Annotated in this window: 27 protein-coding genes and 1 other RNA gene; 20 read left to right on the top strand and 8 right to left on the bottom strand. The window is 41.9% G+C overall.

Annotation, left to right across the window (positions count from 1 at the left end; genetic code table 11):
* The first annotated feature begins 8 nt into the window (after positions 1-8).
* From P855_RS0107605 to nth, 4 genes are all read left to right on the top strand, one after another.
* Positions 9-1,193, top strand: a complete 1,185-nt coding sequence (locus P855_RS0107605) for a pyridoxal phosphate-dependent aminotransferase (protein WP_028783005.1) — start codon at positions 9-11, stop codon at positions 1,191-1,193.
* A gap of 17 nt (positions 1,194-1,210) precedes the next feature.
* The gene (gene asnS, locus P855_RS0107600; protein ID WP_028783004.1) at positions 1,211-2,503 is read left to right on the top strand and encodes an asparagine--tRNA ligase; all 1,293 of its coding nucleotides are present in this window, start codon (positions 1,211-1,213) and stop codon (positions 2,501-2,503) included.
* Between the two features lie 119 nt (positions 2,504-2,622).
* Positions 2,623-3,315, top strand: coding sequence for a DnaD domain-containing protein (locus tag P855_RS0107595; protein ID WP_028783003.1), 693 nt, complete (start codon positions 2,623-2,625; stop codon positions 3,313-3,315).
* A gap of 17 nt (positions 3,316-3,332) precedes the next feature.
* Positions 3,333-3,998, top strand: a complete 666-nt coding sequence (gene nth, locus P855_RS0107590) for an endonuclease III (RefSeq protein WP_028783002.1) — start codon at positions 3,333-3,335, stop codon at positions 3,996-3,998.
* Between the two features lie 89 nt (positions 3,999-4,087).
* Here the strand turns inward: nth and P855_RS0107585 are convergent, their stop codons facing one another.
* A complete protein-coding gene (locus tag P855_RS0107585; protein ID WP_028783001.1) occupies positions 4,088-6,796 on the bottom strand; it encodes a penicillin-binding protein 1A in 2,709 nt (902 codons plus the stop codon).
* Between the two features lie 18 nt (positions 6,797-6,814).
* The gene (gene recU, locus P855_RS0107580) at positions 6,815-7,402 is read right to left on the bottom strand and encodes a Holliday junction resolvase RecU (RefSeq protein ID WP_028783000.1); all 588 of its coding nucleotides are present in this window, start codon (positions 7,400-7,402) and stop codon (positions 6,815-6,817) included.
* 126 nt (positions 7,403-7,528) lie between these two features.
* Between recU and P855_RS0107575 the strand changes: the two genes are divergently transcribed.
* The 3 genes from P855_RS0107575 to P855_RS0107560 all read left to right on the top strand — a co-directional run bounded on the left by P855_RS0107575 (position 7,529) and on the right by P855_RS0107560 (position 9,515).
* Positions 7,529-8,479 (top strand): DUF2515 family protein, encoded by a 951-nt coding sequence (locus P855_RS0107575; protein WP_051353118.1) that lies wholly within the window; start codon positions 7,529-7,531, stop codon positions 8,477-8,479.
* A 318-nt stretch (positions 8,480-8,797) separates the two neighbouring features.
* A complete protein-coding gene (locus P855_RS0107565) occupies positions 8,798-9,082 on the top strand; it encodes a hypothetical protein (protein WP_028782998.1) in 285 nt (94 codons plus the stop codon).
* Between the two features lie 61 nt (positions 9,083-9,143).
* The gene (locus P855_RS0107560) at positions 9,144-9,515 is read left to right on the top strand and encodes a DUF1798 family protein (protein ID WP_028782997.1); all 372 of its coding nucleotides are present in this window, start codon (positions 9,144-9,146) and stop codon (positions 9,513-9,515) included.
* A 13-nt stretch (positions 9,516-9,528) separates the two neighbouring features.
* Here P855_RS0107560 and P855_RS22640 read toward each other — a convergent pair whose 3' ends face one another.
* Both P855_RS22640 and P855_RS0107550 read right to left on the bottom strand, forming a co-directional pair.
* Positions 9,529-9,660 carry a hypothetical protein gene (locus P855_RS22640; protein WP_268744482.1) on the bottom strand — a complete coding sequence of 44 codons (132 nt, stop codon included), beginning with the start codon at positions 9,658-9,660 and terminating at the stop codon, positions 9,529-9,531.
* Between the two features lie 68 nt (positions 9,661-9,728).
* The gene (locus tag P855_RS0107550; RefSeq protein ID WP_028782996.1) at positions 9,729-12,800 is read right to left on the bottom strand and encodes an efflux RND transporter permease subunit; all 3,072 of its coding nucleotides are present in this window, start codon (positions 12,798-12,800) and stop codon (positions 9,729-9,731) included.
* 180 nt (positions 12,801-12,980) lie between these two features.
* Here P855_RS0107550 and cdd point away from each other — a divergent pair, with 180 nt between their 5' ends.
* The 7 genes from cdd (at position 12,981) to P855_RS0107520 (ending at position 18,356) form a co-directional block, all read left to right on the top strand.
* The gene (gene cdd / locus P855_RS0107545) at positions 12,981-13,382 is read left to right on the top strand and encodes a cytidine deaminase (protein WP_028782995.1); all 402 of its coding nucleotides are present in this window, start codon (positions 12,981-12,983) and stop codon (positions 13,380-13,382) included.
* 172 nt (positions 13,383-13,554) lie between these two features.
* Positions 13,555-14,055 carry a CotD family spore coat protein gene (locus P855_RS21505; RefSeq protein ID WP_051353117.1) on the top strand — a complete coding sequence of 167 codons (501 nt, stop codon included), beginning with the start codon at positions 13,555-13,557 and terminating at the stop codon, positions 14,053-14,055.
* Positions 14,056-14,167: 112 nt separating this feature from the next.
* Positions 14,168-14,731, top strand: coding sequence for an SLOG family protein (locus P855_RS0107535; RefSeq protein ID WP_028782994.1), 564 nt, complete (start codon positions 14,168-14,170; stop codon positions 14,729-14,731).
* Positions 14,732-14,807: 76 nt separating this feature from the next.
* A complete protein-coding gene (gene gpsB / locus P855_RS0107530; protein ID WP_028782993.1) occupies positions 14,808-15,134 on the top strand; it encodes a cell division regulator GpsB in 327 nt (108 codons plus the stop codon).
* Positions 15,135-15,236: 102 nt separating this feature from the next.
* Positions 15,237-15,613: RNase P RNA component class B (rnpB, locus tag P855_RS21760), an RNA gene on the top strand.
* Positions 15,614-15,714: 101 nt separating this feature from the next.
* Positions 15,715-16,851 (top strand): THUMP domain-containing class I SAM-dependent RNA methyltransferase, encoded by a 1,137-nt coding sequence (locus tag P855_RS0107525; protein ID WP_028782992.1) that lies wholly within the window; start codon positions 15,715-15,717, stop codon positions 16,849-16,851.
* An 11-nt stretch (positions 16,852-16,862) separates the two neighbouring features.
* Positions 16,863-18,356, top strand: coding sequence for a carboxypeptidase M32 (locus P855_RS0107520; protein WP_028782991.1), 1,494 nt, complete (start codon positions 16,863-16,865; stop codon positions 18,354-18,356).
* Positions 18,357-18,873: 517 nt separating this feature from the next.
* On the opposite strand, the gene P855_RS0107515 is transcribed toward P855_RS0107520, so the two are convergent.
* From P855_RS0107515 to P855_RS22045, 3 genes are read right to left on the bottom strand one after another with little or no spacing between them, the layout of a single operon-like run.
* Positions 18,874-20,532 carry a b(o/a)3-type cytochrome-c oxidase subunit 1 gene (locus P855_RS0107515; RefSeq protein WP_028782990.1) on the bottom strand — a complete coding sequence of 553 codons (1,659 nt, stop codon included), beginning with the start codon at positions 20,530-20,532 and terminating at the stop codon, positions 18,874-18,876.
* Complete coding sequence (locus P855_RS0107510; protein ID WP_028782989.1) at positions 20,529-21,035, bottom strand: cytochrome c oxidase subunit II; 507 nt, start codon at positions 21,033-21,035, stop codon at positions 20,529-20,531. Before P855_RS0107510 ends, P855_RS0107515 begins: the two co-directional genes overlap by 4 nt.
* 30 nt (positions 21,036-21,065) lie before the next feature.
* Complete coding sequence (locus tag P855_RS22045) at positions 21,066-21,215, bottom strand: cytochrome c oxidase subunit 2A (protein ID WP_152526193.1); 150 nt, start codon at positions 21,213-21,215, stop codon at positions 21,066-21,068.
* Between the two features lie 393 nt (positions 21,216-21,608).
* Here P855_RS22045 and P855_RS0107500 point away from each other — a divergent pair, with 393 nt between their 5' ends.
* The 6 genes from P855_RS0107500 to P855_RS0107475 all read left to right on the top strand — a co-directional run bounded on the left by P855_RS0107500 (position 21,609) and on the right by P855_RS0107475 (position 25,619).
* Complete coding sequence (locus P855_RS0107500; protein WP_028782988.1) at positions 21,609-22,376, top strand: SDR family NAD(P)-dependent oxidoreductase; 768 nt, start codon at positions 21,609-21,611, stop codon at positions 22,374-22,376.
* Between the two features lie 126 nt (positions 22,377-22,502).
* Positions 22,503-23,588: a type III polyketide synthase gene (locus P855_RS0107495; RefSeq protein ID WP_028782987.1), complete on the top strand. Its 1,086-nt coding sequence runs from the start codon at positions 22,503-22,505 to the stop codon at positions 23,586-23,588.
* A complete protein-coding gene (locus P855_RS0107490; protein WP_037985707.1) occupies positions 23,588-24,115 on the top strand; it encodes an isoprenylcysteine carboxyl methyltransferase family protein in 528 nt (175 codons plus the stop codon). The genes P855_RS0107495 and P855_RS0107490 overlap by 1 nt, the downstream gene beginning before the upstream one ends.
* A gap of 107 nt (positions 24,116-24,222) precedes the next feature.
* Positions 24,223-24,396 carry a hypothetical protein gene (locus P855_RS22250; protein WP_161628813.1) on the top strand — a complete coding sequence of 58 codons (174 nt, stop codon included), beginning with the start codon at positions 24,223-24,225 and terminating at the stop codon, positions 24,394-24,396.
* A 57-nt stretch (positions 24,397-24,453) separates the two neighbouring features.
* Positions 24,454-25,296 (top strand): sulfurtransferase, encoded by an 843-nt coding sequence (locus P855_RS0107480; protein ID WP_028782985.1) that lies wholly within the window; start codon positions 24,454-24,456, stop codon positions 25,294-25,296.
* A gap of 35 nt (positions 25,297-25,331) precedes the next feature.
* On the top strand, positions 25,332-25,619 hold the full coding sequence (locus P855_RS0107475) for a DUF6123 family protein (RefSeq protein ID WP_028782984.1): 288 nt from the start codon (positions 25,332-25,334) through the stop codon (positions 25,617-25,619).
* A 110-nt stretch (positions 25,620-25,729) separates the two neighbouring features.
* Here the strand turns inward: P855_RS0107475 and P855_RS0107470 are convergent, their stop codons facing one another.
* Positions 25,730-26,116 carry a ribonuclease HI family protein gene (locus P855_RS0107470; RefSeq protein ID WP_028782983.1) on the bottom strand — a complete coding sequence of 129 codons (387 nt, stop codon included), beginning with the start codon at positions 26,114-26,116 and terminating at the stop codon, positions 25,730-25,732.
* Positions 26,117-26,319 lie beyond the last annotated feature (203 nt).

The raw sequence follows: 26,319 nt of genomic DNA, 5'->3' as shown, positions 1-26,319 counted from the left end.
TGGAGAAAATGAAACTAGCAAGCCGGGTACAAGCTTTGACACCATCCAGTACATTAGCAATAACAGCAAAGGCGAAAGCATTGAAAGCAGATGGACATGATGTTATCGGTTTAGGTGCAGGAGAGCCTGATTTCAACACCCCAGAATATATTTTGGATGCAGCTTCTTATGCGATGAAACAGGGATTGACGAAGTATACTCCATCGGGAGGTATCCTTGATTTGAAGCAGGCCATTATTGAGAAATTCTCAAAAGATCAGGGCTTAAATTATAAAGATACACAAATTGTCGTAACGACAGGGGCAAAGCACGCTTTATATACTTTATTTCAAGTTATCCTGAACCCTGGTGATGAAGTGATTGTTCCGACTCCGTATTGGGTAAGTTACCCGGAACAAGTAAAACTGGCAGAAGGTAAGCCGGTGTTTGCTGAAGCAAAAGAGGAGAATGGATTCAAAATCACTCCAGAACAATTAGAAAGTGCTATATCATCAAAGACCAAAGCTGTAATTATTAATTCCCCAAGTAATCCTACAGGTATGATGTACACAAAAGAAGAATTGCAAAAACTGGGAGAAGTCTGCATGAAGCATAATCTGCTTATTGTTTCTGACGAAATTTATGAAAAACTGATTTATTCAGAAGAAGAGCATGTGTCGATTGCTTCCTTATCAGATGAATTGTACAAGCATACCGTCGTTATAAATGGGGTATCAAAATCACATTCCATGACGGGCTGGAGAATCGGATACGCAGCTGGTGATCCAGACATCATCAAGGCGATGACAAGCATGGCATCCCACTCTACATCCAATCCGACTTCGATTGCACAGTACGCTGCACTTGCCGCTTATACCACGGATGAACATGAGGTTAATAAAATGAAGCAGGCATTCGCTGAACGCTTGGAAAAGCTATATGACTGGATTGTTGAGATACCTGGTGTATCGTGCGTAAAGCCCAAAGGAGCTTTCTATTTATTTCCCAATGTCAAAAAAGCCAGCGAGCAGAATGGCTTTGAGACGGTAGATGCATGGGTGGAAGCATTATTGGAAGAAGAGAAAGTAGCGGTAGTACCGGGATCAGGATTTGGTGCACCAGAAAATATACGGCTTTCGTATGCTACTTCTTTAGATCAATTGGAAGAAGCAGCAAAACGAATCAAACGATTTGTAGAAAAAAATAATTCATAGCAGGTGGAGGGAACATTGTGAAAACGACAATAGCAGAAGTGCACAAACATGTAGGCAAAGAGGTGACAATTGGGGCCTGGCTTGCTAACAAAAGGTCCAGCGGAAAAATAGCTTTTTTGCAGCTGAGAGATGGAACGGGCTTTATGCAGGGAGTGGCAGTCAAGGCTGAAATTGGGGAAGAAAAATTCCAGGAAGCAAAAAGCCTGACGCAGGAATCATCTCTTTATGTGACAGGGACCATTGTGGAAGACACGCGTTCTCCGCTTGGTTTTGAAATGCAGGTAAGTGATTTTGAATTGATTCATGAAGCGGTTGATTATCCGATCACCCCTAAAAATCATGGAACAGAATTTTTGATGGACCACCGTCATTTGTGGTTACGTTCTAAAAAACAGCACGCTGTAATGAAGGTCCGTAATGAAATTATCCGTGCGACCTATGAATTTTTCAATGAGCAAGGCTATGTCAAAATAGATCCTCCGATTTTGACAGGAGCGTCAGCAGAAGGTACGACAGAATTATTCCATACGAAATACTTTGATGAAGATGCTTACCTGTCCCAATCAGGACAACTATACATGGAAGCAGCTGCGATGGCACTGGGAAAAGTATTCAGCTTCGGTCCGACATTCCGAGCGGAAAAGTCAAAGACAAGGCGTCATCTGATTGAGTTCTGGATGATAGAACCGGAAATGGCTTTCATGGATCATGAAGATAGTCTCCAGGTACAGGAGCAATATGTTTCTCATGTGGTTCAATCCGTATTAAAAAATTGCACCATTGAACTGCAAGTACTGGAGCGTGATACTGCTCAACTGGAAAAGATACAAGCTCCGTTCCCGCGAATAACCTATGATGAAGCTATCCAGTTAGTGAAAGAAAAAGGGTTTGATGATGTCGAATGGGGTGACGATTTTGGAGCTCCGCATGAAACTGCAATTGCAGAAAGTTTTGACAAGCCCGTTTTCATTACTCATTGGCCTGCGGAAATCAAAGCATTTTACATGAAGCCAGACCCGAAACGCCCGGACGTTGTGTTGTGTGCTGATTTGATTGCTCCTGAAGGGTATGGAGAAATAATAGGCGGTTCACAACGGATCGATGATATCGAATTGATGGAACAAAGGTATAAAGAACATGGATTGACGGGACCTGCTTATGAATGGTACCTGCAACTGCGCCAGTATGGCAGCGTTCCTCACTCTGGTTTTGGACTGGGGTTAGAGCGTACGGTAGCGTGGATAGCAGGGGTAGAGCACGTTAGGGAAACTATTCCATTCCCACGCTTGTTGAATCGCTTATATCCATGATGAATCGATGCCTCCATAAAGTTTTTCATAGACCATGCTTCTTTTGACGGGCATGGTCTGTGTTATGAAAAGCGGATGGAAAAAAGACAGCCAGTATTTATACATTAAGGTGTGAAATCATGAGTAATTATCAGCAATATCAGGATATATTGAACGATCAGATGGTTATATCCAAACGCTTATTAAAGAATTACCAGACGTTAGGATTGTCGGAATCAGAATTATTAGTTTTGCTTCAGGTTCAACGCTTCTACTATGAGGGAAACCCATTTCCTACTCCAGAAGAGATTGCTCAATTTACTGCTGGAACAGAACAGGATTGTTCACGCCTGCTCCGTAATATGATCAAGAAAAAGATACTGGTGATTGAACAAAAAAGAAATGAAGACGGTATTCTGAATGAATATTATTCTTTTGAGCCGTTGTGGGAAAAACTGTATACTGTCGAAAAAGAAGTTGCGCCTGAATCTAATAAAGAAGCACATGAGAATTTATTTGTATTATTTGAACAGGAATTCGGCCGTTTATTATCTCCTTTCGAAATTGAAACCATCAATATTTGGCTGGATCAAGATGGACAGCAGCCGGCACTAATCAAAGCCGCTCTCAGAGAAGCCGTCTTGATGGGGAAATTGAATTTCAAGTATATCGACCGCATCCTTAGGGAGTGGAGTAAGAAAGGGATTAAGAGTGTAGACCAGGCTAGACAGGCTGGGAAACAATTCAGAGGTCAACAGCATGCTGATCAGCCAGTAACTCCACGCTCCAATAAGGATATATCTTTATACTATAATTGGCTGGAGGAAGAATAGGGGGGAGAGATGGACAGGTGCTTAATAGAAAACAAATCGAATACTGTCTGGAAGTATTTGAAGAAATGTTTCCACACGCAGAATGTGAATTGAATCATTCGAATCCATTTGACTTATTAATTGCTGTGGTACTCTCTGCTCAGTGCACGGATGCGTTAGTCAACAAAGTGACTAAGGACCTTTTCCAAAAATACCGTACACCTGAAGATTATCTCGCAGTTCCTATCGAAGAATTAGAACAAGACATTCGCTCCATAGGTTTGTACAGGAATAAGGCTAAAAATATTCGTAAACTGTCAGAAACTCTGCTGGATAAGTTTGGCGGAGAAGTACCGCGGACGAAAGAAGAGCTTGAGAGTCTGGCGGGTGTAGGCAGAAAGACAGCTAATGTGGTGGCTTCTGTAGCCTTTGATGAACCTGCCATCGCTGTTGATACCCATGTTGAACGTGTTTCGAAACGATTAGCTATCTGTAGATGGAAAGACTCTGTATTAGAAGTAGAGAAAACACTTATGCGGAAAATACCTAAGGAAAAATGGAGTGAAACACACCATCGTATGATTTTTTTCGGGCGTTATCACTGTAAAGCCCAACGTCCGAATTGTGAGCAATGCAAGCTGCTGGAAATATGCAGAGAAGGACAGAAGCGAATGAAGAAAAAGAATAATACCATAAATCCGTAATAAAAGAAGCCGGTAGATGGAGTATCCGTCTACCGGCTTTTGGTGGTAATTTAATGTTTATTATATTCACTTACAGTAAGGTTTCCCTTTTAGTTTTCTTCCGAGCTGTTTTCAGAAGTGTCGCCCCCGGAACTACCGTCCGTGTTGTCTCCTGAACTGCCACCGGAACCACCTTCAGTACTACCTCCAGAGTCATTACCAGAACCATCTTCAGTACTATCTCCAGAGTCATTGCCTGAACCGTCTTCAGTTCCGTCACCAGAGCCGCTACCGGAACCACCTTCTGTTCCATCACCGGTACCGGAACCGTCTTCAGTTCCACCTTCGGAGCCGGTACCATCTTCTGTGCTGTCTCCGGAACTAGAATCGTCACCAGTATCGTCATTTCCCTGGCCGTTTCCTTTGTCTTTGTTTTTATCTTTCTTATCTTTCTCTTTATCTTTTTTATCCTGATTCTCTTGAGATCCTTCTTCTGAATTCTCTTCAGAACCATCGCCGCCAGGGACTGTTACTGAAGCTGACTGCGGGTCACTCTTACTATCATCATTGACCGCTACTATGCTGAATTCATATGTTGAACCTCGATTTATCTGGGTGACTTCCAATGACTTTTCTTTCATGGTTGTAATTTGTCTGTTATCGGAACCGTCAACCGAAACATAGACCTCAAATTGGACATCATCATCTGGATGGTCCCAGGATAGATCGATCACGTGTTTATCTGCATTATATTCCGCGGATAACCCTGACACAGGGTCCAGCTTGTCATACTGTTGTGATGTCTCCGTCGGTAAGTTATCAACAACAAATAGTTCCGTGACAATTTGAGAAGCTGGAGTATACTTACTAGGCAATTTCGCTGGATGAGAACCTTTTTCCACTTCCACCGATTTTACCGTATCCGGTTTAACGAAATCTTGCGTCTCTTTTCCTTCGGAGATGGTAGTCATCAGTGATTCGAACAATTGTTTAGGAATATCCTGAGCTGTTTCTGGAATATGCCTATCGTTCGTATCTCCATAACCAGTCCAGGTCGATATCGTGTAATTGGTGGTATATCCGTTAAACCAGGCATCCGGTGTGACATCGTCTCCAAAGTTGGTCGTACCTGTTTTACCTGCAACCGGCAAACCAGGAATGTTGGCTTCACGTCCTGTACCGCTAGGATTTGTCATAACGCTTTTCAGCATGTCTGTAATCATATAAGCAGTGTATTTGCTCATTGCAGCTTTTGGTTCCGGCTTCAAGTCAAATTCTTCTCCGTTCGGAAGTTCTACTTTAGTCACAGCATATGGCTCATTATAAACGCCTTCGTTACCAAAAGCAGCATAAGCACCTGCTAACTCTTTCGGTGTAGCAGTTGTGTTTCCGCCACCGATAGCATCAGATGGGTAGAACTTATTTTTGTCGATCTCGATTCCAAGGCCTTCAGCAAATGGAATAACTTTGTCTGGACCTACTTCCTGGAATGTTTTTACTGCTGGATTGTTTAAAGAACGATAAAGAGCTTCACGCATGGAGACCCAGCCATAATACTTTTCCTTATAGTTTTCGATTACATCCCCGTTTTTGAATTCCACCGGTCCGTCATCGTTATACTGATGGTATGTGGACCACTTAAAGTTTTCAATCGCGGGTCCATAAGCCATGATTGGTTTGAATGTAGAACCGGCTTGTCTGCCACCTTGTATCGCGAAATTATACCCACTGCTGGAGCCTTCTTTTGCCCTGCTTCCACCGATTGCACGTATTTCACCGGTTTGCGTATCTACCACAGTCGAAGCAGTCTGCAACTCTTCATCCGGGAAAGGAAGGGGGCTGTTTTCACCTAATAGTTCTTCCATTTTTTCCTGAACTTTCGGGTCAACCGTTGTATAAATCTTCAAGCCGTCTTTGTAGATATCGGCTCCATCAAGTTTTGCCTTGACCTCTCGCTGTACCTGATCAAGGAAAGCCTGATATTTGTTGGCTGTATCTTTTTTCGGGTTCAGCATGTCTTCGATTTTTACTTGTTTTGCTTTTTTTGCTTCTTCTTCCGATATCTTTCCGTGCTGGACCATCAAATCTAACACAATGTCTCTCCGCTCTTTAGCGTTTTCCGGGTGGTCTATCGGATTATATGCAGCCGGGCGCTGTGGGATGCCGGCAAGCAATGCAGCCTGAGGCAATGTCAATTTACTCAAATCGGTAATTCCGTAATAGGTTTCTGCAGCTTCAGCGACACCATAGGCACCAGCATCATAATAAATTTTGTTCATATACATTTCAAAAATTTCTTTTTTTGAATATTTTTGTTCCAGCTTGATCGCCAGCCATTGTTCCTGTACTTTACGTTCAAGCGTCTTGTCCGGGCTTAAGAAGGAGCGTTTAACGACCTGCTGGGTGATGGTACTTGCCCCCTGGGATCCAAAACCATTGGTGATATTGCTCCACACAGCAGCTACGATACGTCTGAAATCAATACCTGAATGTTCAAAAAAGCGTGCATCCTCCGTAGCTATTACTGAGTCAATCAAAACATCAGGCAGGTCACCGTAACTGATTTTCGTTCTGTTTTCATTGCCTAACTCTGCGAATAGCTCTCCGTTCATATCATAAACCCTTGAAGGGACTGGATCAGATAATTGCGATTTATCAAGCTCAGGAGCACCTGAAACATAGTAGGCAAATAAACTCCCTACACCAATCATAAGGAAGATTCCTAAAATGAGCAGTGCCATGAGCACCTTTTTAAAATTGATTTTTTTCGTGACTTTTTTATTTCTTCTTGCTGTTCGAGACTGGCTATCATTTGCCATAACTCATTTCCTCCATTTCTAGAAAAAAAGCTTATCAAGGACTTGAATGTAATCTACACGGGCCTGGTACGTAAAGGGTATAAGTTTTCCATTCCGCTGAATATAAGAATAAGGAATGGATTTTCGCCCTCCGTTATATTGTTCGTCCCACCAATAAAAAAGTTTCACAGCGGATAAAAAAAATGTTTCCTGATGCGGCGTGAAACGAATGATCATAAAACATATACCGCCGTGGTCATGTACTGCTTTCATATGATCAATTTGGTGCTGGTGGATATTGCTTAATGGAAAGGATGTTTTATTCCTCGTTTCCTTAGCTTCAAAATCAATATAATTGCCTCGATAGATCCCATTATAATCAGTAGTAGATGCCTGTTTAAAATAACCTTCTTTGATGACAGCAGCACTGCGTTTAGGGTAATCCACACGCACAATTTGGACTGGGGTGGGTTTTTTATGGATCACCGCAGTATTTGATGCTAAATAATATTCATTGGTTACATTGATATCCTCCTCAAGCGTCATTCCCCTGTTGCTGAAATCCGGCTTCTTCGGAGCTTTGTCCGTTTTAGAGACTGCGCTCCGTTTCCCATTCGGATAATTCATCTTCATACCTCCCACCATGAGAGTATCATACCAAATTTCTCTTAAAAATGAGAACTAAAATATTTTGGCATTGATAATTATAACGGTGACGATGATACATAATAAATCAATAAGGAGGTAATGAACGTGACATCCCGGCTTCTTGGCGAGATAATCCAGCAGGTTAAGTATAAAACAACTGTCCATAACTCGGATAACATTACCCGAACGCTTGCATATCAAAACTATTATTTAAAAAACCCGGAAATTCGCTGGGCACTGCTGGCAAGTATAGTATCCAGAAATGCAGGGTGGAATATGACAGATCTGGTCATCCCCCCCATAAAAAACATGCTGAACGAAAAGCAGCGACAGCAATTATTTTCCACCTATGAACGGGCGAACTGGCTGATTTTTTCAGACGCTTTTCCGCAGCTCCTCATTTACCAGCTATCGAAGGAGAAGGGGAAGCCTTTATTCGAATGCTTAAATGATTTTCATGTGTCACGTTTCATGATCAAAGAATGGCTGCGTTTCTGGGAAACGGCAAATGTGGATCGTCTTGTCAAAGCCCTGATCATCAATGAACAAAATGTCATTGAAAATCCCGTTATCCAGCAGCCGTACTTTCATAGCCGGATTTTTCATCGCGTACCATATTTGCTTGAATCTTTTTTACGTTTGAATGTGGTCATCTTTCCAATGAAAAGTGGTGAATTATATGGACTTCCCATTTATAAGTTCACACATATCGATCAGCGGATTGCGATTGGAAATACGTTAACTGATCTTCTTTTTGATCCCCGACTGTTACCAACATTTCTTGAATTTATTCATACCGTGGAACCTGTGGGAAGCAGGGAAGAGTATGAGCAGTTCCTGACTCTTCCTGAAATTCCTGCCCCTCCTTTGAAGCAAGTTTATCCAATCATCCAGCATCAAGACAATATTCGGGAGGATTGGCATCGCTTAAGGGGGTTGAAGCAAAAGTGGTGGGAGGCTAAAGTTCCTTTTCCCGAAAGTGCTCCAAAAAGGTATTATGTAAAAAAGAAAATTTTGCTGAAGATGAGTGAGCTAATATCTTTAACTCAAAGGTGAGGCCAGCTATAAAGCGCCAGCCCCGTTTGTGTGACTGCTGGTTCATGTAGCAGGATGGTTTTTTCCGTCTAATTTAGGGTTGCCTGTGTTACTGTGGTTGTTCTTACTGTTTTTCTTATTTTGGGCTTCGGTGCGTTTTTGGTCTCTTTTACTCATTGATGTATCCCTCCTTATCCCTATTCTTTGTCGAAATGCAATTTTTATGATGTTGACGATAGCTGTTTTTGTAAGATAAGTTCTAGTTTTGTCAGCTATGAAGGAGGCGAGGGGAGAAGCTAGAATTCATTATAGTAACAAAGCATAAGAGGAGGTTTGTGCATGGGAGTATCTGCAAAAGCACGACAGCAAGGTGTATCCCGTAGGCAGTTCGAACAATCCATCATTGATATGATGGATGACATGCAGCGTTTGGAACAAAAGATTTCCTTAAAAGCGGATGAGGTAGTATTCACGATGGCGGTCGCCCATCGAAAAGAAATCGATCGTTTGCAGGAAGAAATCCTGACAATGCGTGCAGAAATAAAAGACCTCAAACGCAACCAAAAAGATCTGCACATGGAAAAGTCATTTTCTATGGCCGGGAGAAAGACAAGATTGATTTGATTACTCTGGATGTACCGTTTTCCCCATGCGTGATAGGCTAGAGGGGAAGGGGTGAAATAGAATGACCGATCTGAATGAATTGACAATTCAAATTAAAGACATGGTTGAAAAGTTGCGAACCAGATATGAGGCCCAGGAAGGACCAGCTGATCGAAATGATCATGAATTTTTTCAAAAAGTCAAAACCGAAACAGCACCTATGTTCCAGTTAAATGACAAATGGCTTGAGACAGCAGAGGAATTTGTGAAAGACAAACAAGTCAATGTCCACCCGAACCAGGTGAAGTCCACTCATGAAAATGTGGAATTATTGATTTTGCATAGTTATTATATCGATGTGAAAAAGAAGCGTTATCAGGAGCTCAACCATTCCGTCCATTATGTCATGGATATGCTCATGAATGATTGGAGAAATATTAAAAGGGACCGATGAGTGGTCCCTTTTGTTATTCCTTCATGGAAGTGCCTTCCGGGATCTTTCTAACCTGGTCCCCGGACTCTGCGAACCGTTTTGCTGTTTTTGGTTTTTCATGTTCGTGGTTTTGTTTCTTTGCCTTGAATCCTTTTCCGCGTCCCATTCAATCACCCTCCTTAGTTGCATAGTATCTCCATTGACAGAAGAATTACTAAGGAAGTAAATGAAAAATTACCTGCGTCTAATACGGAAGAGCATCAAATAAAAAGCTGGTACAAGCAACAATGTAAGCAGGGTAGAGAATAACAACCCGGAGACAATGGATATGGCCAATGGTCGAAATAATACATCTCCAGTAAAAATAATTGGTGCAAGTGCGGCGATAGAAGTCAAAGAAGTCAAAATGATCGGCCTTAACCTTGCTCTTCCAGCCTGTGTTACTGCTTCGACAATCGTCTCATAACGATTACGGTTCTGTTCGATGAATTCCACGAGAATTACGGAGTTCCTTACCGCAATCCCTGATAAAGAAACGATTCCTAACACAGCGAGGAAACTTAGCGGCTGACCGAATACGAACAAACCGATGATTGCACCCGTTACAGCTAAGAATACCGAACTGGTAATCAAAAGTGGCATCGTCAAGGAATTGAATTGAATCGCAATCGTCAAGTAAATCAAAAATAAAACAATTACGAACAGTTTTGCCACTTCAATGAAAAATTCCGTTCGGGCATTTGATTCCCCAGTTTGAAATACCTGATAATCTTCGGGTACCTCTTTCTTTATCTCAGCAATTAAGTCATTTGCTTCTCGTTCGAATGTTGTTTCTTCGCCCTTTTTAGGATAAGCCTCCAGGGTGAAGGTTCTTTTTCCATCCAGATGGGGGATTGCCCCTGCCTGGGTAAATTCCTCTTTTGTAATAATCTCCTCGAGGGAGAAAATTGACGACGGCTGTTTTACTGATGGATTCTGATTGGGACCGGTTGATTGAGAAGTGACCTGTAAATCTTCGAGATTCACTCCATTTACTTTCCCATCATCTACAATGGCAGTAATAGGCAGCCGTTCTTTACCGTTATCAAATATCCCCATCGGTATCCCGGTATTTGCGACCTGTAAAAGTGAAGTTACCTGTTCGTCCGTAATGTTGTTTTCAGCCAGCAGCTCCCGATCGAGCTGGTAACGGATAAACGGCTGTTCACTACCTGCGTTCAGGGTAGTCAAATCTAAGCTTTCCAGCTGGGCAAAACGGGATTGGATATCTTTGGAGAATTGGATGAGCTGATCCAATTCCGGCCCTTGAATTTTCAACACGATAGGTGGTGAAGCAGGGGGACCAGACTCAATAGTATCCAAGAAGATTTCGGCGTTTTCGAATTCACTTCTCAATTCTTTTTCCCAATCATTGATAAAAGCTGTTGCACTTGTCTTCTCCCTGTCGATCCTTACCAATAATTGTCCTGTATTTTCACCGGATCTTTCCAGGCCGGAACTGAACAAGTTAGGCAGACCGCTTCCTGCATATACTGCAGTTTCTGTTATGGTAGTATTATTATCAACCAGAAATTCTTCCATTTTTTCAATTGATTCTTTGGTTTCCTCCAGAGTGGTACCTTGGGGATATGTCACTGAAACGGTGACCTCCGGCCGGTCAGCACTTGGGAAAAATTCAAAAGGTATTTTAAGAATCAGCAATGCCAGCAGGACACAGGCTAATAAACCGAGCAAACCAGTCGTCCAGGGACGTTTCGTCACTTTAGGAAGAAGCCGGTCTGCATAAAGATTTTCCATTCTGGTAAAAACTCCCCCAAGAAGCCCGGCTTTTTTGCCCGGTTTGGATGAAGCTTTTTTATTACGGGCATATTGTATCGTTGGAATAAAAGTCAGAGCCATTATTGTCGAAGCGATAATTGTCAGTATCAATACCATCGGCAGCGCTCTGATAAAATCACCATTACTTCCAGACAGGAAGGTTAACGGAAGGAAACTGAATATGATCATCAAAGTAGAAGTGATGATGGAGAGACCTACTTCTTTAACTCCTTTAATTGTCCCTTCTAATGGGGCATCTCCAAGTTGTAAGCGACGCTGGACGTTATCGTTTACTACAATTGCATCGTCTACCAGAATCCCGATTGCTATGATCATTCCGATTATCGAAATCTGGTTCAGGTCTACCCCAGTGTATGGCAAAGGAATCAAACCGATGATAATGGATATAGGTACCGCTAAACCTACCAAAATGGCAGAGGAGATCTGTAAGCCGATGATCATGATAAAAAATACCGCTAACAGTGAAACGGCAAAGGATGTCAGCAGGTTTGTGAACACTTCTTCTATGATCGTATTTTGCGTATAGAATCTGTCTGTCTTCACCTCATCAGGTAAATCAGCAGAAAGCTCGTCAACACTGTTGGATACTTCGCTTTGCAGCGATGACATATTTACGCCTTCTTCAGCCAAAAGAGTGATTGACAACGCCGGTTTGCCTTCAAAGGTTATTAAGTCTTCTGGCTCTACCGTATCGGTATTGACTTTTCCCACATCGCGAACCAATATGGGTCCATCTTCCCCCTGCGCTACCTTTATGTCCGTAAGGCTATCGATATTAGTCCTGTTTTCCATAACCAATTGATAAATTTTATCATTTTTCTCGGTAGTACCAATAGCATCAGGAGCCAACTCTTTGTTGACGGAGTCAATCACTTGAAAAGGGGACACTTTATTATCGTTCAGCTTTTCGTTATTGAGGGTCAACTTTATTTCTCTATCCGGAAGCCCCTTAATTTCGACTGCCTCGACCCCATTGATATTAGTTAGTTCCTCTTTCCATTTCTCCAAAGTCCCATGAAGGTTATATAAAGTTTCATAATTATCCGCTATCAGATGGTAAGAAGCAGCAGCTGACATCATCAGGTCTGTTTCTATTTCAGGCGACTTTGCTTCATCAGGGAAATTCCGTGAAGCATCAGAAACTGCCTGCTGAATTTTAGAGTTGACGTTGTCTTTATCTGCCCCGTCGGCAAGCGTAGCAGTAATAGTTGAAAATCCAGTAGTGGAAGCTGAGGAGATTTCTTCTATTCCATTGATAGATGAAAGTTCAGACTCCAAAGGATTGGTAATTGTTCGTTCCACTTCTTGAGGTGTAGCTCCTGGATAGACAGTAGAAAGAGAAGTCAGGTTGACATTTATTTCTGGTATTTCACGTTTTGGCAACTGAAAATATGTAAATATTCCAGTAAATAGTAATAATAATATAAAAACCCAGACGATTTTTCGGTATCGCAAAATTGTGGCCATTGAGAAAGCTCCCCCTTTTAAAATATCTTTACAAAAGTTATACAGATATATACCCACTTTATCATGTTTGTAACTTTTTAGAAGTAATTTTGACAATATTGTTGCCGCTGATTGTAAACGCTTTACATTTTAATTAGCATCAATTATACTTATCTTCCCAATAATAGGGGAGGGATAAAAATGACAAAAGCAGATTTGATAGATAAAGCAAAAAAAATCCGTGAGCGTGCCTATACGCCGTATTCAAAATTTCAAGTTGGTGCTGCGCTGATGACTAAATCCGGGAAGACTTATGAGGGATGCAACATTGAAAATGCAGCCTACCCGGTAACATGCTGCGCAGAAAGAGTCGCTATTTTTAAGGCGATTGCAGAGGGAGAGAATGAATTTCAGGAAATGGCTGTCGTGGCGGATACAGAGCGTCCTGTACCCCCATGTGGATCCTGCCGGCAAGTGATGAGTGAATTTTTCCCGAATGATATGAAGATTCACACCACCAACCTCAAAGGAGATGTCAAAACCCTTACAATGGAAGAATTATTACCATTCTCTTTTGCGCAAAGCGATTTATCTAACGACTAATAGTTCCTTACATAGAGCACCTGGTATATCCCGGGTGCTTTTTTTAATGGAAATTCACCTGCATCTTTATAGGACAGGTGCTTATAAAATGGTTATTTGCCTCAGTACATGTTATGGACCCAGTACATACCCTAATTATGAAAGATGAATCTTACAGAAAGGGGAATGAAAGATGCATCATAAAAACTGTATGGGTCCCGGGCAAACCCGCCCGAGACAGCAAGTCGTCTGCCCGACTAGACACTGTGTCCAGAATAATTACTTCCAGAATGAAGTAGATTATATTCATCCTACGCATACCACCATCATGAATCATCATTTGACCAGGAACATGCACCACTTCCCGCAGACACAATCAGTAATGAATACTTTCGACTCCGAGGATGTCTTTATGCCGCCTCAGGGTCCTGAAATGACAGGACCAATGGGAATGGGCCCTCAAGTCGCTGGAGCTGAGACGGGACCAAGACCTCCAATGGGAATGGGCCCTCAAGTAGCAGGAGCGCAGATGGGGCCAAGACCTCCGATGGGGATGATGCCCCAGGGAATGGGCCCGCAAGTTGCAGGAGTTGAAGATGACAACATGCCACCTCAAGGAGCTCAATGCGGCCCTATGGGACCGGGGATGTGTCACATGGGTAAAGGCTGCCATCACCCTTGGTGGCGTGATTAATCATTTCATAAACGAGTATCTGACAGATGCTCGTTTTTTTTAATGTTTGGATGACTACATAGGTTTGAGATATACTGATATAGAAGGGAATCCGTTCAAGGAGCCGATTTTTATGAAAACAATGGTAGTTACCGGCTATAAACCTATGGAATTAGGCATCTTTAAAAATGACGATCCACGGATCTTCTACATCAAGGAAGCGCTGAAAAAAAAGCTGACAGCTATGTTAGAAGAGGGAATGGAATGGGTATTGATATCAGGACAGATGGGAGTAGAATTATGGGCTGCAGAAGTCGTGATGGACTTAAAAGAACAGTATGATGTCCAGCTGGGCTTCATACCACCTTTTATCAATCAGGAATCACGATGGCCGGATGAAATGAAAAGCCGCTATGAAGAAATGTCCATGCTGGCCGATTTTTATAAACCTGTTTATGAAAAGGAATATCAGGGTCCATTTCAATTTAAAGCGAAGGATCAGTTTTTGGTTAACCATTCTGATGGTGCTTTGATGCTTTATGATCAGGACACACCGGGAAGTCCCGATTTTTTTCGTAAAGAAGCGTTAGCTGCCGAGGAAAAAAACGATTATAAGATATTTTATATAACACCACTTGATCTCCAGGAAACAGTGGAGCAAATACAAATGGCAGACCCGGATTACTGGAGCCAATAAAGCTACAATAAAAAATTGACATTCATGCTCCTTTTTGGAAAAATAGGAGTAAGGTGTGTAAATAGAGGTGATACTGATGATCAATGATAAATTAAATTTAGATGGTAAACAGATATTAGAAAAAGATTTTAAAACATCTATGAGAGGTTATAATCAGGAAGATGTGGATGAGTTTTTGGATTTGATTATTCAGGACTATGATGTCTTCAACCAGGAAATTGAGCGCTTAAAACAGGAGAATGAACGGTTGAAACGTACACCTGCAAGAGAGGCTACCAGAAGCCGTCCAGTCCAAAATGAAACTCAGGCGCAGACGCCTAACCATCAAGTGAATTATGATGTATTGAAGCGCCTCTCTAATTTAGAAAAAGCTGTTTTCGGAAAGAAATACGCTGACTCATAAGTTACCAATAATTGGCTTGTACAATTCTTTAAAATGTATGCTATAATGGTTATTCCGTTGACAGTAATTTGTCAACCAGGTAAAATAATAAAGCAGTTTTGAATACTTGGGTAATCGCTGCATATTATATGCAGAGGAAAGTCCATGCTCGCACAGGCTGAGATGCCTGTAGTGTTCATGCCTGACGAAACCATAAGTCAGGGTAGCCTTATGGCTAACGGCAGGGAAAATGCCTAAGTCCTTTTGGATATGGCATTCCAACCTTGAAAGTGCCACAGTGACGTAGTCAAAGTAGAAATGCTTTGAGTGGAACGAGGTAAACCCCATGAGCGAGCAACCCAAATGAAGGTAGGGGCACTCTTCGAAGGGAAATGAACCTGACAAGAGGCAAGCGTAATGCTTGCAGATAGATGATTACCACCGGAGTACGAGGTTGACCACCGCTGGCAGTACGATGGTACAGAACATGGCTTACAAAGTATTCAAAGGTCTGACTTTGAAACAATCCCTTTCTAAATGCAGTCATTGCGTTAGGAAGGGTTTTTTATTATAACTAACGATGAAAAGGAATGAAATTTTTATGCCGCAAAAAGTCACCTTGATTGCTACCGCAGCAATGGGTCTCGAATCAATTGTTGCTCAGGAAGTGAAGAATTTAGGTTACAAAGATGTAGAAGTGGAGAATGGCAGGGTAACCTTTGAGGCTGATGTATCCGCAATCCCACGTGCAAACCTTTGGTTAAGAACAGCTGATCGCATCAAACTTCAGGTAGGAAAATTCAAGGCTTACAGTTTTGATGAGTTATTCGAAAAGACGAAGGCACTTCCCTGGGAAACCTACATACCAGAAGATGGCGAGTTTCCGGTCATTGGTAAGTCTGTAAAATCAAAACTATACAGTGTTCCTGATTGTCAGTCAATCGTTAAAAAAGCAATTGTCGAAAGGATGAAGCAACGCCATGGAATAGCTTCATGGTTGAAAGAAGATGGGGCATTTTACCGTGTAGAAATTGCATTGCATAAAGACACCGCATTGCTGACAATTGATACTTCAGGCAGTGGTTTGCATAAAAGAGGTTATCGTACCGGACAAGGGGAAGCACCTTTAAAGGAGACCCTGGCTGCTGCGCTGGTACAACTGACAAACTGGACACCAGATAAGCCATTTGTCGATCCGTTCTGCGGGTCAGGAACTATAGCGATTGAAGCTGCTTTAATCGGGCAGAATATCGCCCCGGGATTTAATAGAGAATTCGCTTCGGAGGAATGGGACTGGATTCCACAAACAACATGGGATAATGCGTTTCAGGAAGCGGAGGACCACGCCAAATACGACCAGCCCTTAGATATTACAGGTTATGATATCGATCATCGTATGATTGAAATTTCAAAAGCGAATGCTATGGAAGCTGGACTGGGTGACTTGGTCCAATGGAAACAGATGCAGGTAAAAGATTTACGTCCAAAGCAGGAAAATGGCTACCTCGTGTCTAATCCTCCTTATGGAGAACGAATCGGGGAGCGGGAAGAAGTAGAAGCAATGTACAGAGATTTAGGGGGGATTATGCGAGATCATCCTTCCTGGAGTGTCTACGTTCTGACTTCCCATTCGAATTTCGAAAAAATTTATGGACGGCAGGCATCTAAAAAGCGGAAGTTATTCAATGGTTACATTCAAACTGACTACTATCAGTTTTTTGGAAAGCGGCCGAAATAGGGGGAAGCTGTGTGAGTAAAGCGTTGGAAAAGGATTTTCTCGATTTATTGAAAGAAAAGTCTTCATATGAAGAAGCACTGGGTTTGATGTTTTGGGATATGCGAACAATGGCGCCTAAAAAAGCAATCGGCAACCGTTCTGAAGTGATCGGGATAATATCACAGAAAGTACATCAAATCACTACATCTGACCAGATGAAAGCTTATATTGAAGAATTAGAGGGCAATACAGACAACGAAATCATCAAAAAAGCAGTAGAGAAGTCGAAAGAGAGTTACGAGCGCAGCGCAAAAATTCCTGCAGAAGAATATAAAGAATATGTCATGCTTCAATCGAATGCAGAAGCGGTATGGGAAGAGGCAAAAGAGAAAGATGATTTTGAAAGCTTCCAGCCTTATTTAGAACAAGTTGTGGCGTACAACCAGAAGTTTGCCGGGTATTGGGGATACAAAAATCATATTTATGACGCTTTATTGGATAACTATGAACCTGGCGTGACGGTAGCTGTATTGGATGAAGTTTTTCCTAAGGTGAGAAAATCGTTGTCGGGACTATTGGAAAAAATCCAACGTTCAGCGAGCAAACCGGATCCTTCTGTGCTGCAAGGCCACTTTCCAAAAGAGAAGCAGGAAAAATTCAGTCTGGAGATACTTGAACGTATGGGGTATGACTTTCAAGCGGGAAGGTTGGATGAAACCGTCCATCCCTTTGCAATTGGATTGAATATCAATGATGTCCGTGTTACGACTAAATACGATGAGAAGGATTTCCGAACTGCAGTATTCGGTACCATCCATGAAGGCGGGCATGCTTTATATGAACAGAATATTAATCCTGAATTGGCATTTACACCACTGGCTGATGGTACTTCAATGGGAATTCATGAGTCTCAATCACTGTTCTGGGAAAATTTCATTGCCAGAAGTGAAGCCTTCTGGGAAAATCATTATGATTTATTCAAGTCCTATGCACCTGATTCATTCAGCACGCTTCAGCTTGCACCGTTTTATCAAGCGATCAATGAAGTGAAACCATCTTATATTCGAATTGAAGCAGATGAACTGACATACCCGTTACATATCATGGTGCGGTATGAACTTGAAAAAGCTTTGATTGCCGGAGACATTAGGGTGAAAGACCTGCCGGAATTATGGAATGATAAAATGGAGGAGTATGTAGGCATCCGTCCCAGAAATAATGCGGAGGGTGTACTTCAGGATGTTCACTGGGCTGGTGGAAGCTTCGGTTATTTTCCTTCCTATGCCTTAGGTTATATGTATGCTGCGCAATTCTATAACAGGATGGAAAAAGATATTGATTTCGATCAAGTGATACGCGATGGTGATTTTACCAGTATCAAAGAGTGGCTTACAGAAAACATTCATCAATATGGAAGTATGAAGAAGCCACTGGAAATACTGACTGATGTCACAGGAGAACAACTGAACCCTGATTATTTGGTGAACTATCTCACAGGAAAATACAGAAAGATTTATCAATTCTAAATAGGGATAAGTAAGCTCCCATTTGCTGAAGGCGCAGTTTCAAGGGCCGTTATCGTGAGATGAGTGGGGATGTGCTGGGAAAACGACTCGCTTTCCAGCTTCATCGCCTAGACACTCGCGACATAAGCAGTCCATCAACAGGAAGAAAGAACGCTTCCCTTTTGCTGTTCTGCTTATGCGTGTCGTGTCTCCCTAGGCGATTACGCATTCATTTCTTTCCTGCGGGGGGATCTGGCAAGCTTCCTCGGGCTGCGCCCTGTGGGATCTCGCCTAGCCCCTTCTCCCGCGGGAGTCTCGACGTTTTCCAGCCAATTTAGTAATAACGGACCCTTCAAAAGGAGAAAGTGTAAAATTAAAACTTTCTTCATGACGTATTTAAAAAGGGTATAAAGGGGCTGAAGTCTTCTTTCTTTTACATTATAGGCCCTACATAAAAAAATTCCTTAAATAGTTAACGTCCAGACCCTCAGGGATCTGGACTTTTTTTGTTATTCTTTTTGCTAGTAATTGGTGTTAATTAATTGTTACCGATCGGCCACTCGAATGGAGGCGATCCTGGTGGTGAATTTTGAATGATATCGACAAATGGAATTGTATAGGCAAACCCGATCAAAACCACCGTGATACCAATCCATAACCGCCAGTTTTCCAGTACAAGAGGAGTCGGTTCAGTACCTGTAGGTGATGCTGCAATCGGAAATTCTTCTACACCTTTTGGTGCTTTAAAGGTCATATAGAAAAAGTTGTAGAGCATAATCAGAATACCGATAAACAGAATGGAACCACCGATAGCCTGACCGTATTGATAGCCAATCCATTCAGCTGCCTGGGCGCTCCCCTGGTATTCTGAAAAAGCGGATCTTCTCGGAGCTCCCAATAACCCTGCCAAATGCATGGACCCTGACATGAAGAACATCCCGACCAGCCAGACGATCGTTTGAGTCATGCCAAGGGTATTGATTTTCTTATCTATTTTTCTGCCGGTAAGTACCGGTACCAGCCAGTAGCTGATCCCAAAGAAAGTGAGAATAACAGTAGTTGCTAAAGTCAAATGGAAATGACCTGTTACCCAGATAGTGTTATGGACAACCTGGTTCATCTGGTTGGAGGCATTGATGATTCCACCTGCTCCTGCCGGAATGAAAGCAACCATTCCCATAAACGGTGCAAAGAAGCGAACATCTTTCCATGGGAGATGTCGCAGCCATCCGAACAATCCGGTATATCCTTTTTGCCGTCCGGTAATTTCGAAGGTAGCGAACATGGAGAACGCAGTCAATAACGATGGAATGACGACAGCAAAGGTCAGAACAACTTGAATGTACTTCCACATTGGGTCGATACCAGGTTCCAGCAACTGGTGATGGAAACCGACCGGAATGGAAAATATCAAAAATAGAATAAAGGCAAGACGTGCAAGGGAATCACTGAATATTTTACCACCGATGATTTTTGGCAGGATTGCATACCATGCCATATAAGCAGGCAACAGCCAGAAATAAACTAATGGATGGCCGAAATACCAGAATAATGTACGGCTGACCAGAATATTTATTTCACCGTCCAAGCCCAGTGACCAAGGAATGAACTGGATAAGCACAGTGGCTGCGACACCCAGTGTGCAAATGAACCACATCAGCATATTTATGACGACCATGAACGCCAACAGCGGTGAATGTTCCCCAGGGTGTTCTTTCTTCCATTTATACAACTGACGGAAGTTTACAAAACAGGCAATCCATGAACCGACTATTACTAAAGTCAGGCCGAAGTAAAAAATCGGATGAGCTTTAAGGGGCGCATAGAATGTGTAAAGGACACTGGCCTTACCTAATAAAATCATGATAGCGCTTGCGGTGGTACCGATCAGCATTACCCAAAAAGATGCCCAGCCATATTTTCGTTGTTTACTTGTCATCCCGACAGTTTTAGCCATCAGGGCGAACTGGAAGCCGATAATAAAAAATGTCGTGAGCACCAGGCCGAGAATGACTCCATGCACAGTCAATATTTGATAGTAACCGATGCCGAACGGCAGGGTGAAATTGCCGGTACGTACTAATGTCTGCAATAAACCCATCAGACCACCGATCAATAATGAAATGAATGTCACCCACATAAAAGCCATCGCTAACTTTGAGTCTGGTTTACTTAATCCGGTTTTTTCTGCAATCATTCTTCATACACCTCCACAGTAGCTGTCATCAAATGGTGGCCAGTGCCACAATATTCATTACATATCAATGTATAGGTCCCCGGATTATCCAGCGTCGTTTCCAGTGTGGAGATATAGCCTGGTTCCAGCATCATGTTGACATTAGTACCGGCAATTTGAAAGCCGTGAATGACATCTTTAGTTGTAGCCTGAAACATAACTTTTGATCCCGCAGGAATTCGGATAGTACGAATAGGATTACCTTCCTCGTCCTTACCGAAATCATAGTTGAAAGCAGAAGCAAGTACGTTCAAGGTATATTCTTTTTCTCCCAGTTTTTGCAAGCCGAGATTATCTTCTTTAAATGCTTCATGTGCCTGGACGTTAGTTGGATCCAGCGTTACCATACAGCTTGGCGGCTGGGTTCCCTGATAGAAGGCTCCTATCCCAAGCACAATTAAGAAAATGAGCAGCGTCCCTACGCCAGATGCCATCCAGATTTTTTCGTATTTATGCAGATGCATCGTAATCCCCCTCTTTACATATCAAAATTATTATCTTGCTAAAAACAGGCCGAATACTGCCAGCCACGATAACACTAAAAATCCACCAACAATAGAAACCGATATTAATGTTCCCTTCAAATTGGGTTCCTGGGAACTATGATCAGGTTCGGTCTGTTGTTTCAGATTTGTGTTAGGCATTTTTGCCCACTCCTTTCAAAAAAATGTTGGTTTGTTATTAACTATCTTACAGCAATTTCGTGTGAAATTACCCTGTAATTCACAATTTTCACAAAGTGTTCAATAACAACTGAAAACACTGTAGATAAAGGGTTTATGTGTGATTTAAATCATTTATATCCCTGTAAATATGTACAGTTTGTGAAAAGTGGAAAAGGTTTAACACAACATGCGATTGAAGGCAATCACATAAATCTATAGAAATGTGAATAAAATTAGAACTTTATACTTAGATTTAGTTAAAAGGAAATATAAAAAATAGAGATATTATGCTAAATGTGTTTGATTAAATAAGAGAAACTTTTAAGAATGTGATGGTATAATAATGGGAAATGATTGATAGGGGGTAACGAAATGTTTTTACCAAGTTTTGAACTGACCAATAAATTAGCTGCTGTTACAGGTGCTACCAAAGGAATCGGAAAAGCGATTGCCATCGCATTTGCAGAAGCTGGGGCTGATGTCGTATTAATCGCCCGTTCCAACGAGCAGTTAGAAGAGGTGAAACGTACGATTGAAAATTTAGGAAGGGAAGCTTTTACAATCCAGGCTGATGTGAATGATTACGACTATATTATGGAGAAAGCAGAGCCTATCCTTTCTGGACGCCAGCTGGATATATGGGTGAATAATGCAGGTATGAATACACGGAGTGAGGCTTTGAAAGTAACGGAGAAAGAATGGGATCAAATTGTATCCACTAATATGAAGAGTGCTTTTTTCCTATCCCAGTATGCAGCTAATAAGATGAAGCACAACCAGGCAGGGAAAATTATCAATATATCTTCGGTAGGCGGCCACACAGCACTAAGGACGGGTGTGGTTTACGCTATGACTAAAAGTGCCCTCATACAGATGACTAAAAATTTAGCCATGGAGTGGGGAAAGTATAATATTAATGTAAATGCTATTGGACCGTGGTATTTCCCGACTGCTTTAACGGAAAAGCTTCTCCAGGACGAAGACTATGTGCAGGATATATTAGCTCGCACACCACTTAAGAGAATCGGAAAATTGTCAGAACTGGCAGGTACAGCGGTGTTTTTGGCATCTGAAGCAGGTGATTACATGACCGGACAGACCTTGTTCGTTGATGGTGGAATGACTATTTACGGCTTTTAATTGGATTACATAATCCCGCAATGCGGGATTTTTTATGCACAGACGTCTACTATGGTCGGCGTTCTGCGTACAGAAGTACATAATTACACTGAAAAATACACAACATAAGCCTAAAAAGGAGTACGTATGGCTTATATACTCTCGATAGGTAAAAGTGAACCCCCATATGATATATCACAAACGCAGGTGAAAAGTTTGGTTGAATCGTTATTTCCATTATCCGAGCGGGATAAACAACGATTACTTCCTGTTTTTGATCATGCCATGATAGAAAAACGACAATTTGTTGTGAATCAGGAATGGTTTAAACACCCGCATGGCCTGGGTGAGAGAAATGGGATTTATATTAAGGAAGCTTATCGTCATTCGCTTCATGCGATCGATGATTGTTTGGGAAGTGAGTTGTTTCTTACCGAGCCTGTTAGTTTTAATGATATCGATATGATTATTTTCGTATCCACTACCGGTCTTGCTACCCCTTCTATAGAAGCCAGAGTAATGAATGCAAGATCATTCCGGGAAGATGTAAAGCGGGTTCCTTTATTCGGTTTAGGTTGTGCCGGGGGTGTCAGTGGTCTGGCCAGAGCCTATGATTGGGTCAAAGCTTATCCTTCTAAAAACGTGTTGGTTGTTAATGTGGAACTTTGCAGTCTTACTTTTCAAAAAACTGATTCAAAGAAAAGCAACTTTGTCGGAACTGCGTTATTCGGTGACGGTATTAGCGCGGTGTTAGTAGCAGGTTCCAAGTCCGATCTGTTGGGAAAAAAGAAGCAAACCGTACCGGTGATTGATGGTGCAAACTCAAAAACCAAAAAAGACTCTATTGACATCATGGGGTGGGAAATAAAGGATACCGGCTTTGAAGTGGTATTCAACAGAAGTATTCCTCACCTGGTAAAAGATTTTTGGAAAGACCATGTCCAGAGTTTTCTGCGCGATCGTGGATTGAATGCGGATGAGCTTCCGTTTTTTGTAGCCCATCCAGGTGGAAAAAAAGTGTTGGAAGCTTATCAGGAAGTGTTGCAGTTGGATGAAGATGCCTTCAGCGAATCGTACCACGTATTAGCAAAACATGGAAATATGTCATCTGTCACTGTCTGCTATGTTTTATATGAGTATATGAAATCATTCCCAGAAGTTGGAACGAGATCCTTAATGGCTGCCCTAGGCCCGGGATTCAGTTCCGAGTTGATCAGTTTGGAGTGGTATTGATGCCAATTCCATTGATGATTCTTTTAGGTGCTATCCTGTTGCAGCGTATAGTGGAATTGTTCATTGCAAAAGCTAACCGGCAGTGGGCGATGAAGCATGGTGGTAAAGAACATGGTAAAGAACATTATAAATGGTTCATAGCCCTGCACACACTATTTTTTATCAGTATATATTTCGATGCTTCTTTATTTTTTGATAGTTGGAGACCAAAAGCTTTCATCGGGTTATTTATAGCCTTTTCTATCCTCCAGTTATTTCGTGCCTGGTGCATACTATCGTTGGGAAAGTACTGGAACACCAGGGTCATCATTGTCCCTGGACACCAGCTTATAGCGAAGGGGCCTTACAGGTTCATAAAGCATCCGAATTATTGGGTCGTTTTACTGGAATTAATTATCCTTCCATTGCTATTCCAGGCTTATATCACCGCTGTGCTTTTTCCCATTCTGCATCTATTGCTTATGAAGATCAGAATTCCTGTCGAAGAAAAAGCGCTAAAAGATTCCCATGAGGTACTGCAATTGTGACAATAATTCGTACAATTTTTAATATCAATTGCAAACCCCAAATAGCTCTGCTATACTTCTAGTTAGAAATGAAAATCATTATCAATTGTAGAAAAGAGGTTCTGCATATGATTTTTTTGATCGGATTAACAGTAACGGTGTATAGTGTATTGATGGTTTATATTTTAGGTAAGTTGAACTCCCCAATGGCGCAGCGGTTTATGAATGGTAACAAAAACAGAACCCATAAAAGTATGGAACAGAGACAAAGACAATATGAGCATATTCTCTCAGCCAGGTGACCTACACCTGGCCTTCTTTTTTGTTATAATGGAATAAAACTCGAAGGGTGAGGGATCGTGTCGAATATAATATCAGTGGCGCAAGCGGAGCAATTGGCCAAAGAAAATAAAGTAGTGTTTGCGGATTGTCGTTTTGATTTGAGGGATCCCGACGAAGGACTGCGGAAATACAACGAAGGACATTTACCAGGTGCTGTTTATTTTGACTTAGAAAAATCATTAAGCGGAAAAATCAAGAAACATGGGGGAAGGCACCCCTTGCCTGAAATAGATTCTTTTGAAACAACGATTGCCGATGCGGGTATCGACCGGGACACAGTGGTAATTGCCTACGATCAGAATCGCAGCGTCATGGCTGCCAGAATGTTATGGTTAATGAAATTTGTGGGGCACGAAAAAGTGTATTTACTTGATGGCGGTATGGAGGCCTGGACAAATGCAGGCTTCCCTATAATTACAGAAGTACCACAGGTGCACCAGGCACCCGGCTTTTCAATCCAGTTACAGCATAACATGGCCTGTGGAGAAGCTTATGTGAGATCCAGACAGGACGAAACAAACACGGTGCTGGTAGATTCACGAAGTTTTGAACGGTATGCAGGGTGGAAGGAACCGATAGATACAAAGAGCGGACATATCCCAGGGGCAGTGCAATATGATTGGGCAGACGTGTATAAAAAAGATGGAACATGGAAATCACAAGCAGAATTGCAAAATCATTTTCAGGAGCTTTCCGAACAGGAGGAAATCATTGTCTATTGTGGCTCTGGCGTAACGGCTGCCTCTAATGTCATCGGTCTCTGGGAAGCAGGATTGGAACAGGTGAAATTATACGTCGGAAGTTTCAGCGATTGGATTTCGTATCCAGAAAATGAAGTGTCTGTAGTAGATAAACGTTAAGAAGGAATAAAACTCAAACCAGAGGGTGGCGGTGCATGAAACAGCAATATACTTTAGCTTATTTTCTTGAAGATTTATGGGCCAAAGGATTCAAACTATCAGATGAAGATGTCCGGTTCATTTATTTTGGTATGAACTCGACAAATGCACCTGTATGGAAGGTGATCATAGCTCTTAAAGCTACATTACAATTCCAACAAACCTTTGACGGTAGTTTTTATATGGGTGTACTCGAACATATTTCTACGCGGGGAATTAATTCTAAAAAGAAGGCGTGGAAGGTTTTAGAAGCGAAAGGCCTATCGAAAAGAAAAGCTTTATAAGGAATATTTAGAAAAAGCCAGGTAATGATGACAAAAGACTTCGAAATTCCAAGGTAATCTTTCTTAAATTATAAGCAAATCCCGCCAGGCTTCTTAAAAAAGCAGGCGGGTTATTTTTTTAATACTCCACGGGCAAGCAAATCAGCTTTCCCATTTTGTTTTTCTGGTATCCACTTAAAAAATACAAACGGAAAACCGGATTGCAGATGATTGATTTTTTCTAACAGGGGGAGGAATCGATGATTTTTGGTATAGTTCTTTTCGATCGTTTCAACTACAATTTTAGAATCGCTCCTAAACGATAATATATCCTCAGGAAACTTATCGCGACAGATTTCCAATGCTCTGATCACTGCCCAGAACTCTGCCTCGTGGTTGGATAATTCTCCTAAAGGGATGGCGTACTCATAATGTTCTTTACCGTTTTTAATAAAAATACCAGCACTGCTGGGACCAGGGTCTCCAGCAGCAGCTCCGTCTGTATAAACTTCAATCATGTCATCATCCTTCCTTGACCAACGGCTTCATAACAAGCAGTAAAGTGAAGTTCACTAATGCAAAAAGCACCCAAAGCCAGTCATTTGCCATCCTTATGTCTCTCTTCGTTTTGATGACGAGGGAATTTTTTTGAACCCCGCGTTTGTATGAAATGAACTGTACTAATTATACGTTTCCCTATGCTAATTAAACAAATGAAAAA

The sequence above is a fragment of the Thalassobacillus devorans MSP14 genome (assembly GCF_000496835.1).
In the GTDB taxonomy this organism is placed as follows: Bacteria; Bacillota; Bacilli; order Bacillales; family Halobacillaceae; genus Thalassobacillus; species Thalassobacillus devorans_B.
Note: the sequence above shows the minus strand (reverse complement) of the source record. Positions and strands in the feature narration are given on the sequence as shown.